The sequence below is a fragment of the Rhodococcus sp. D-46 genome (genome assembly GCF_011290655.1).
Lineage (GTDB): Bacteria > Actinomycetota > Actinomycetes > Mycobacteriales > Mycobacteriaceae > Rhodococcus_F > Rhodococcus_F qingshengii.
In genome coordinates this window covers 1-9,489 of sequence record NZ_JAANTF010000029.1, presented here as the reverse complement: position 1 = coordinate 9,489, position 9,489 = coordinate 1, and the positions used below count along the sequence as shown (strand labels likewise).

The 9,489-nt window shown below is 61.0% G+C and carries 14 protein-coding genes; 5 read left to right on the top strand and 9 right to left on the bottom strand.

What is annotated here, in order from left to right; all coding sequences use genetic code 11:
• Window positions 1-256: 256 nt before the first annotated feature.
• Together G9U53_RS33020 and G9U53_RS33015 are read right to left on the bottom strand one after the other, a co-directional pair.
• The gene (locus G9U53_RS33020) at window positions 257-475 is read right to left on the bottom strand and encodes a hypothetical protein (RefSeq protein WP_165639966.1); all 219 of its coding nucleotides are present in this window, start codon (window positions 473-475) and stop codon (window positions 257-259) included.
• Between the two features lie 27 nt (window positions 476-502).
• The gene (locus G9U53_RS33015) at window positions 503-1,111 is read right to left on the bottom strand and encodes a hypothetical protein (protein WP_165639965.1); all 609 of its coding nucleotides are present in this window, start codon (window positions 1,109-1,111) and stop codon (window positions 503-505) included.
• A 591-nt stretch (window positions 1,112-1,702) separates the two neighbouring features.
• Between G9U53_RS33015 and G9U53_RS33010 the strand changes: the two genes are divergently transcribed.
• A complete protein-coding gene (locus tag G9U53_RS33010; protein ID WP_207624779.1) occupies window positions 1,703-1,951 on the top strand; it encodes a hypothetical protein in 249 nt (82 codons plus the stop codon).
• A gap of 248 nt (window positions 1,952-2,199) precedes the next feature.
• The gene (locus G9U53_RS33005; RefSeq protein ID WP_165639963.1) at window positions 2,200-3,273 is read left to right on the top strand and encodes a beta-ketoacyl-ACP synthase III; all 1,074 of its coding nucleotides are present in this window, start codon (window positions 2,200-2,202) and stop codon (window positions 3,271-3,273) included.
• 625 nt (window positions 3,274-3,898) lie between these two features.
• Here G9U53_RS33005 and G9U53_RS33000 read toward each other — a convergent pair.
• The 4 genes from G9U53_RS33000 to G9U53_RS32985 form a co-directional block, all read right to left on the bottom strand.
• The gene (locus G9U53_RS33000) at window positions 3,899-4,480 is read right to left on the bottom strand and encodes a heme-binding protein (RefSeq protein WP_165639962.1); all 582 of its coding nucleotides are present in this window, start codon (window positions 4,478-4,480) and stop codon (window positions 3,899-3,901) included.
• A gap of 766 nt (window positions 4,481-5,246) precedes the next feature.
• On the bottom strand, window positions 5,247-5,996 hold the full coding sequence (locus tag G9U53_RS32995) for a GAF and ANTAR domain-containing protein (protein ID WP_165639961.1): 750 nt from the start codon (window positions 5,994-5,996) through the stop codon (window positions 5,247-5,249).
• Window positions 5,997-6,589: 593 nt separating this feature from the next.
• Window positions 6,590-6,751, bottom strand: a complete 162-nt coding sequence (locus G9U53_RS32990; protein WP_165639960.1) for a hypothetical protein — start codon at window positions 6,749-6,751, stop codon at window positions 6,590-6,592.
• A gap of 61 nt (window positions 6,752-6,812) precedes the next feature.
• Window positions 6,813-7,064 carry a hypothetical protein gene (locus G9U53_RS32985; protein ID WP_165639959.1) on the bottom strand — a complete coding sequence of 84 codons (252 nt, stop codon included), beginning with the start codon at window positions 7,062-7,064 and terminating at the stop codon, window positions 6,813-6,815.
• Window positions 7,065-7,130: 66 nt separating this feature from the next.
• On the opposite strand from G9U53_RS32985, the gene G9U53_RS34125 reads away from it, so the two are divergent.
• Window positions 7,131-7,253 (top strand): hypothetical protein, encoded by a 123-nt coding sequence (locus G9U53_RS34125; RefSeq protein ID WP_278251770.1) that lies wholly within the window; start codon window positions 7,131-7,133, stop codon window positions 7,251-7,253.
• Between the two features lie 113 nt (window positions 7,254-7,366).
• On the opposite strand, the gene G9U53_RS32980 is transcribed toward G9U53_RS34125, so the two are convergent.
• Both G9U53_RS32980 and G9U53_RS32975 read right to left on the bottom strand, forming a co-directional pair.
• Window positions 7,367-7,753 carry a hypothetical protein gene (locus G9U53_RS32980; protein WP_165639958.1) on the bottom strand — a complete coding sequence of 129 codons (387 nt, stop codon included), beginning with the start codon at window positions 7,751-7,753 and terminating at the stop codon, window positions 7,367-7,369.
• Window positions 7,750-8,208 carry an Hsp20 family protein gene (locus tag G9U53_RS32975; RefSeq protein ID WP_054781738.1) on the bottom strand — a complete coding sequence of 153 codons (459 nt, stop codon included), beginning with the start codon at window positions 8,206-8,208 and terminating at the stop codon, window positions 7,750-7,752. Before G9U53_RS32975 ends, G9U53_RS32980 begins: the two co-directional genes overlap by 4 nt.
• A 164-nt stretch (window positions 8,209-8,372) precedes the next feature.
• Between G9U53_RS32975 and G9U53_RS32970 the strand changes: the two genes are divergently transcribed.
• The gene (locus G9U53_RS32970) at window positions 8,373-8,717 is read left to right on the top strand and encodes a MerR family transcriptional regulator (protein ID WP_054781737.1); all 345 of its coding nucleotides are present in this window, start codon (window positions 8,373-8,375) and stop codon (window positions 8,715-8,717) included.
• Between the two features lie 27 nt (window positions 8,718-8,744).
• The gene (locus G9U53_RS32965; RefSeq protein ID WP_064688367.1) at window positions 8,745-8,945 is read left to right on the top strand and encodes a hypothetical protein; all 201 of its coding nucleotides are present in this window, start codon (window positions 8,745-8,747) and stop codon (window positions 8,943-8,945) included.
• A 194-nt stretch (window positions 8,946-9,139) separates the two neighbouring features.
• On the opposite strand, the gene G9U53_RS32960 is transcribed toward G9U53_RS32965, so the two are convergent.
• Window positions 9,140-9,489: hypothetical protein (locus G9U53_RS32960; protein WP_207624778.1), on the bottom strand; the 350-nt coding region annotated here is incomplete at its 5' end.

Genomic DNA, 9,489 nt, shown 5'->3' with positions numbered 1-9,489 from the left:
CGCTCACTCGGCGAGATGACACGCAGATGCAGCACAGTATTGTCTCCTTCAGCCGGCGGTGGCCTCGGGTGCAGGCAGCATCGACGGCCGGTCCATCACCGGAAACCATAGCGGGCTCGGACATGTCTCAACACCGTGGATTCTCAGCGCTACGAGCCACACTCCCCCCGCGCACATACATCTACCGCACTGCGTTAGTCGCTAGGGCGCTCACGCAGCCGCGGCGGTAGTCGGTCCAAGTTGATAGATCGCGTTATCACGGAGCAGCGCCCACCGGCGGACATACAACGGTCGGTGGGGAGTTATTGCCGCGTGCGCCACCAAAGCGCAGAATTGCCATCAACAGTGCCCCCACGAGCAGAACTGCGACAACGCACGTGCTTCGTTCAGCGCCACTGAGATCCGCCCACGTCAATAGTTGCGCGACGACTGCGACGAAGTAGAGCAACAGGGTTGCACTAGTGAACTTGTTCATGACGCGAACCTAACTAGCGCGATGCGCTCAGAAATTGATGTAGGTCGGGTTCGTGCTCTTCTGGATTGTGGCCGGGCTGCCGCTGTAGCCGACGGACAGTCCACCGATGAAGGACGCGGACACCGATCCGGCACTGCCCCCGACCTGGTTGTGCTCGTACGCGAACTGCGCTCCGAACGACTGGGTGTCGCAGCCGAGTTTGCGGGTGACGGTCGAGCTGATGTCCGTGGTCGAGGTTCGGTTTGAAGCCGGCGCCGCATCGCACAGTAGCCCCAAATCTGGGGTCTCCGAAAACTGCTGCGACGGATCATGTTCGCTGCTCACTAGAGGAGAAATCGGATGGTGATCTTCGGAGCACGCACGAAGACAACTATCGTCGCGGGACTGTTCCTCACCCGCCACCTGTGCCGAGTCACCGCGGCGCAGCGCCTGCACCGATGCCGACCCTGGTTCACCGTGTTCTTCCTCCCGATCTTCCCGTTCGGACAAGGTCAGGACTTCATGGCCTGCGCACACTGCGGACAAGCCACCGCCCTTGCTCGCCCCGATGCGCAACGGTTCGCCACCGACGCCGCGCACCACGAAGCACAACGCCGAAGCGCCGAAAGCACTCCGCTGAATAAACCACCTGCGCACCACGGACGACGACACAGCAGAGGGGAAGGTTCCCGATATCGGCGGCGTGGGCCTGGACGGCAAAGGATGTACGAGCCACTTAGCGGCTAGTGACCGGGGCGCGCTGTGTTGGCTCGGAAGTATTCTTGGCTAGTGTTCTGAAGGTCTGCGAGTCGCGGAGGTTCCAGCTCGGTCCACTCGCCGTCGGAGGCGAACGTTCTGGTTTCAGGTGCGATTGGCGAACCCCCGATTTGGGCGCCAGTGCCGCCGGTCAAGGAATCGAGGCAACGACACTGATCGCAAACGGTCGATGTCACGGACCCACAGAACGCTCTGCTGTGCAAAGAGTCCTTACTCGGAAGAACACGGGATCCCTCATGAAACTCACGCCGAACCTTCCCACTGCACCGCGGTGAAACACCGGTGACCGCACATCGAGCCCGTTCATCGCGACAACCCACGCCGCGCTCTCTGGTCGGAGACGCACTGTTGCCTTCGGAAATCGATGGCGCGAATCCGCTCCCCTGGGTCGTCCATGCCGATCACCTCCATTCTTTCCCGGCCAGGAGTATGCGCAGTCATGTTCGCTTCATCGCAACAGGCGGCGTCGGCATGTGCAAACTTGAACTCGGTGCATTGCGCGACTTCTACGACATGCTGCGCGACTTCGATTCTGTGCTGGAATACGATCCACACGTGCGCCCGCTTCGCGGACTTTGTTTCGATGGAGGCTTCAGGTTGGTGACTCGCTCGATCGCCGATCGCAACCTCGTCATTCGCTTGAACGACTACACAATTCTGCAGGCAGCGGATCCGACCCTGTGGGCAATTCCTGAGCAGATGCCTACGTTCGTGAGGTAGACGGCGCCCCGCCCCAGCCCGAGCCGGTGGCGGCTAATGGGATAGTTCCACATTCGCTTCGTCGAGTTGTTCTCGATATTGCGATGGGTTTCTTGAAGGGGATTCCGAGTAGTGCAGCGACGCTTCGTGTCCCGCGCTGCAACACCGGATCGATCACCCACCAGACCGGTTGTCAAACATGACGTCGCGCCTCAGGACGAGGGCACTGGCAGAGCATGCGTTTGTGTGAACTGTGTGGTTGATGTTAGATGCAGGGGACGTGGACTGACAGGTCCCCCGGAGAGGATTCCGTGCTCATATCCACAGCACAGCCCGTTACTCACACGGCCCTCCTCGGGTTGGGCGTGTACCGGCCCCGACGTAGTGTCCCCAATTCCGAAATCGTCGATCGTATCGATTCTTCCGACGAGTGGATCCGCACCCGTTCGGGCATTACGTCGCGAGGGTGGGCGGAACCGGACGAAACCATCGTGGCGATGAGCGTCAGCGCCGCTCGCAGTGCACTCGCCGCGGCCGGTATCGCAGCCGAACAGATCGATGCCGTCATACTCGCGACATCGTCGCAAATGGTGCTGGGCCCCTCCGCGGGCGCGGTTGTCGCAACAGAACTCGGATTGCACGACACCGCAGCTTTCGACGTCTCAGCTGGGTGCGCGGGCTTTTGCTACGCGCTCGGCAACGCCGCAGCCCTCGTCCGCGCAGGCCAGGCACGCCATGTGCTGGTAATCGGCGTGGAACGGCTTTCCGATCTACTCGATCCGACCGACCGGACCTGCGCGTTCATTTTCGCTGACGGGGCTGGAGCAGTCGTTGTAGGTCCGTCCGGGTCCGAAGGTATCGGTCCGGTCGCATGGGGTTCGGATGGAAGCCAGACGTCTGCAATCAAGCAGGACAAGGACTTCTCGCAGTACTTCGCCGAGGTCGCCGCGGCCGAGGAAGCTGGTGAACGCAGTCAACGGCCGTACATAAGAATGAACGGCCAGGCCGTATTTCGCTGGGCGATAACCTTTTTGGAGAAGGCCTGCCGCGACGCACTGGACAGAGCCGGAATCACGGCCAACGATCTCGACGCATTCGTTCCACACCAAGCCAACAGTCGCATCACCGACGCGCTGGTGCGAACGCTGGGACTACCCGACACCGTCGCGGTGGCCCGCGACATCGCCGAAAGTGGCAACACCAGTGCGGCGTCGATTCCAATGGCCATGGAACAGCTTCTCCGTTCCGGGGAGGCCCAACACGGCGACATGGCGCTGCTGCTCGGATTCGGTGCCGGCCTTGCTTATGCGGGACAAGTCGTTCGTCTCCCACCTCTTGCATAATCCCACCGATTCGAATGATTCGGTTCCAGGCCCCTACGCCTGGTGCCCTAATCGCCGGCCACTGCCTGGAAGAAGCGCTCTGCGCGGACAGCGCATCACAGGTGCGCTGTCCGCAGCCTCACGCCGAAGCCGAGTTCCCAGCTTACCGGCCCGCTGCCAATCACCACTGTGCACAGAACGGTCCTGGCTGGTGGCAGATAGCCAGCGGTCGCGACGTTGTACGACGGTCAGCAGATGGCGCTGCCCGCCCTGCCGTCGACAAGGCCCCTGCGCAACAAATAGCCACCCGGATCCGATGATCGATCGTTCGGAGGCCCAGATCAATCCGATGAACCCGACCACTCTTTGAGTCACCGCCGGGCACGGACCCGTTTCGGAAGTTTTTGACTACAGTCGTCGACCTTTCCCTGCCCCGAGTGTCCTATTCAGACTGGTATGGAGAGAAGGATGATGTCGAGCCTTGTCTCCGTTTGGTGAAATGCCGGATACCACGCCCGGTTCGCCGCACATCCTCCGATAGTGACGATAGCCAAAATACATCGGAACACTCAGGACGGTGCTCAGCGCGTTCTTGGCGCCGTGGTCGCACAAAATAAGTTCCCATCCGGCGCACGAGGGATCACCGTCACCTCGCCATCACCGGGACCATCACCTCATTACGACGACGAAACGGAATGGTCCAGGGCGGATCGTAAAACCACGCGACCGCCTCGCCGTTCGGAACCCACGTAGTTTTCTCCAACACACGCAGCAGTTCGGCGGTTCGCGCAGCCACCGCACCCCTGCTGCGGTCACCGGAAAAACGCAGCACCGCCACCGTTTCGGCAGCAACCTCCACGAGTTCCACATTCTGCTCCGCAGGAGTGGGCAAAGTGTTCATCGTCGAGCGCGACGGCATGTAAAACTGAACTACCCACCTCTCGCCCCGGCCTCGAACCTGCGCTACCGGAGCGGTCATCGCGATCTTCGACCTACTCATGTTGGCACCGAAGATGTAGCCAGCCAGACGCCGGAACCCTGCACTACGAGCGCTCTCCTCATCCCCCAGCACCGTGGTCTCGGCTGCAATACGCGGACCATACCGGCGGATCTCGAGCCCCTGAATCTTTCCCACGACGGCATAGCGAGGCTCTTCGGTACCAGTGCGAACACCTACCAACGAGCCGAAACCCTTCGCCACATCAGCCACCAACGACACCAACCCCACCTCGTCCTCCTATCTGAACATCACCAGGAAGTACAAGTAACCAGAAGCCTCACCGCCGAGATCGGCAACCCCACACCAGCCCGCGCGCGAAGTAGAATCGTCTGGACGTGGCCTGTGGCGTACACACCGCATCGGCGCGCGGGCACCAAACAGCCTCGAAGCCCAAGGACTCCGAGAAAAGATTCACACTCCGTCCGCCTCCCACAAGAAATATTCTCGTCGCCGCAGCAAAAAACGGCCACCGAAACTTGAAAGCCTGACCGTGAATGCATGTCCGGAGGCACGAGAGTCACCACTCTCGATCGCAAGCGAGGTCTCTGACCACTGATCACATATCCCGTGACGCTCGATCCGGAACCAGAGATCTGACCGCAGCACGTCGAAGGCCGCGGCGGAAACAGATTCACACTTCACCGCGCACTGCCACCGACCCATAGTGAAATTCGTTGAACAGAAATGACTTCCGAGACAAACCAAACCGAGACCCGCACCGCCCAGGTTTCGTTCACGGACACTGTCGACTCGCACGAACCGTTCGAAAACTCGATCTCGACAGGGCCCGCGGGATACTCCGGCCGCCGTCAGAAACGACGATCCGCGCGGTGTCCCCGCGCTGAACCACCTACGCGTACGAGTCTGTGCCGCAATCGGATGGCATTGTCGAAGAGGTTGCACACAACCCCTCGTTTTCACAAGATCAGAATCCACCGGAACCATTAGAAAGAACAGCGTCGAGTATAGCGACGAAAACCAATCCCTCACTGCCTCATGCGTCTGTGATACGCACGCTCGTCAAAAGTTCCTCGGCGACGATCCGCAGTTTCTTGTTGCTTCGCTGGGATTTCTCGACCAGCATCCCGAACGCATCATCAGCGTCGACACCGTGGACAGCCATCAACACCCCTTTCGCTTGGTCGATGACCGCCCGCGAATCAAGGATTTGTCCAAGGCCTCGAGCGAGACCACTGGCCCCACGATAGCGTTCGGTAGTACTGATCGCGTAGCCCGCCGCAATAGTGAACAGTTTCATCAATGCCAACTCCGAAGTCGCGAAACCATCCGGGCAGATGCCGTACACATTCAGCGCACCGGCTCGCATACCAGGTTCGAACGGCGGCAACGGAATCGATAGAAAACTCTCCACACCATAGGTTGCTGCCGCGGCGGCGAACTGCGGCCATCGCTCGGTCGCCGTGAACTCGTCCGCGACAACGATCCGCACACTCCGCGCAGCCTCGATACATGGTCCTGCGCCGGACCTGTACTGGAGTTCGTCGATCACTGCGACCTCTGCCGAAGTTCGCGCCACGGTGGCGGCACTGCCGTCCAGATCGAGAACAGTCACCCCGGCCATGGCCGCATCACCGATCAGCCGCACTGCATGCTCACACAACTGATCCAGGTATGTGTGGACGTGAATGGTCGGGTTCGCCACCTGATACAGATCCTCCAACGCCTCTGCAGCAGAACCGAACAGAGGACATTGTTCGCCTGTCGCAGCGTTGCGCGCGGGCATCTCACACCTCGCTATTCTCCCAAGAGACGTCGCATTCATGCTGCGGGTAACTCTGTCTCCACATTGCGCCCTATACCACCGAGTATCCCGCAAGTGTCCGATCGAAACGCTATGGCCAGAGCCCGCCGGCACCTCAGACAACATCGCCGCTTCGACCATCTCTGTTGGTTACGAGCCCATCGGCATCGCAATCATCCTCAACCGGACAACAACCCATACCCCACACTCACATCGGGCTGGCGTGACTGCCTCACGAAGTCCCAGTGCGGCCCCCGCGAAGGCGTGATCGACTCGGACTACGAACGTAAACTAGTCATAACAACTACTTCGGCAGTGTGCAGCGGCGAGCGGGATCGACCGCGCACACTCGGTCATTCGTCTTCGGGGTCGCCATCGACCAACCAAGACAGATGGCCCGTCTGCTCGTTCGTCAGTAACGACCAGACGGGCTCGGTATGCCCTTGCCGGCAAGGCAGGACACACAACTCGACTCCGCCTGCGGTATCGACAGATTCCGGATGGAAACTTCCGACCTTCACCGGAGATACACACCAAAGCCAACCGCCCATAGGCGCAAGGTGGGCTTTCGACTTTTACGCCGCGTGCAGAACCTTGGAGGGCGTGTCCTCGACACGCCGATCCCCCGTCGCCCTCGCCGGCAGGCCATCTGTACCGGCTCCGACAATCTCGCGCCACCACACTTCACGTTCCTCGGATACGGGCCACACCACCACATCGAGGTCATCGACATCCATGCGTTTTACTCCTTCGCACCATCTCCCCTCCTGTTACCCAGCCCATTCACCTCTAAACACCTCACACCGGGCCACCCATCAGCGAATCCGGAACCGGACTCGCTCTGCGGATACGTGAACACCGGGTTCCCCGGTGCCCGCCGGGAGGCAGTTTCGTGGGCAACAACGCCCCGAGGTGGTCGTAGCGCTGGACATGCAATCCCCCACTGCTGCCGCCGTTGGCTGCCGTCGCCGCCACGATCGCCTCGTTATCCGAATCGAAGAACTCTTCGGCGCTCGATCCGTCCGCGAACGTGAACCTGTACCGTTCCATCACGCGACCTCACCGTTTGTCGAAAATAACTCGTAGACATTGTGTTCGGACGAAACTCTGCACGGTGTGCGTTCACGCTGCGCGCCGGAAAAGGTGATTGCCGATCCGGTCACACTTCTCGCACTCTTCACCGTCCAAGGCCTGTACCCGCTGCTGCTCGGTACTCGCAAAAGACGTCACAGTGTGTGAGCGTCTCGGCAACCACCGCACAAGAACCCGCGGACCCTGCCCGCAAGTCCTCACACCCGAGGGTCCCCCTCTGCGCCGTCGAGGGCCGGGCAACGAGAAGCCCGCCCACGCCCCTAACCCTGCGGAGGGGAGCGTTGAGTCGCCCGAGGCCGCATCACCGGAACCCGATACGTATACCGGGACATCATGATCGGCGGGGCCACCAAGCCGGGGTCGAGGGTGCAGCCGGCAATCCGGGTGAGCAACACCCACGCCGCCGGAGTGAGCGCATCGGCGAGAATCCGATCCGAATCCTCCACCACGGCAGCATATTCCAGTTCGTGCCAGAGGCGGATACCCAGCCTCTCCCACTCCGAGTCGCCGCGCCGACCCCCGCCGGCTACTTCACGCTCATCCTCGGCGATGCGGTCGATCTCGACATCATCGACCCCAGTCATTGTCGCTGCACCCTCTCGAAACCTGCTGTTGTGGACTGCGGACTGTTCCGGCGTGCTGTTCACGCATCGATCTGCTTGCTCTCCTGCTTGTGGCCCACCTCCTTGCTGCTCCCGTTGCTGTTCCCGGCGCTGCTGATCTCGATCTTGCGGGGCTTGGCCCGCTCCGCGAGCGGGATCGTCAACCTCAGCACGCCCGCGTCGTAGCCGGCCTCGATATTGTCGGTGTCGAGGTTCTCGCCCAGGAACAGTTGACGACTGAATACCCCGCGCGGGCGCTCAGCCGCAATCATCTCCGCCTCGCCGGCGCGAACCGGCCGCTCGGCGTGCACCGTCACCACGTTGCGGTCCACATCGAGGTCGAGTGAATCCGGGTCCATGCCGGGAAGATCGAACTCGACGACGAACTGCTCACCTTCCTGCCATGCATCCATCGGCATCACCGCCGGCTGCGAAGCAGTACCCAACAGCTGTCGGGTCAGGCGGTCAAGGTCACGAAAAGGATCGGTGCGCATCAACATTTTCGGTCACCTCCAGGACAAGCCACTGGAACCGTTCACTGACTACCAACACCGCATCCACCGAACTTCTACAGTAGATGCTGTAGATTTGGTATATCATCAAACACACATCGAATCAAGAGCTTTCCCGCAGATATCGAAATTTCTTTGATGGGAGGACCATCATGGCGCGCAACCCCGCTATCGCCGAACCCCCTGGCCTGTACGCGATCTCGGTGACATCGGAGCTCTCCGGATTCACCGCCGGCACGCTGCGACTCTACGAACAGTACGGCCTGATCACCCCCGCCCGCACCCGCGGCGGTACCCGCCGCTACAACGACGAGGACCTTACTCGTCTGGGCCGCATCACAGAACTCATCGCCGACGGCATCAACCTCGTCGGCATCAAACGAGTCCTCGAGCTCGAAGACAGCACCGCCCTACTACGCCGCGACAACACCCGGCTACGCGCAGACAACGCCCACCTACGCCGGAAAAACACACACGACACGGAGAAGCGCCCGTGATCACCCGACAGAGAAAGGGCCACCGCCATGGAAGACAACCGCATTCGCTCAGCCCTCGACGCGACACCCGACGCCGACTACCTCGAACAAACCATCCCAGCCGACCCGAATGCAGTGGATGCCGTCGACCTCGAAGCCCTCACCACTGAACTCGACACCCCATGGCCGGCGCCCGAGGGAGATCTGCTCGAACAATCGACACCCGCCCCGCTCGACGACGAACGCTGAGGTTCCCTGTCCGACTGGTGCACTACACCAACCGGGCAGGGAACGCCCTGCCGACCCGAGGCATCTCTGTATCCGAATACGTTGTCTAACAGCTCTTTCGGGAACGATTGCGCGGCCGGGTCTGAGAGTGCATACGATACGAAAACTTCCCGGTAAGGATCACTTCATGCTCGTACCACGCAGGAGGCTCTGCCTCACCGGGCATCCGGGTTCGCGAGCACCAACGACGAGTACGCCCCGGGGCTGATCCCTCGTCGCCGCGCGTTCTCCGCCAGCCGTGCAGTTGCGAGTTCGATCGAAATACCGTCGAGTTCGGCGATCATGCCGACTGCCTGTTCCACGTCGCCGCGGACCGCGATCAGCTTCTTGACCGCTGTCACCACCTGCGAATGACGATCCTGACGACTGTCCGTGGATAGAGTCAGAGCGGCCAAATCTGCCATCGACTGCCCGTATGCATTACTACGCTCAGCGCTGTGCCACGAATCGTGAGTAAAGACCACGAGTGATCCGAGCGATGTCCGACCCAACCTCATCGGAAAGC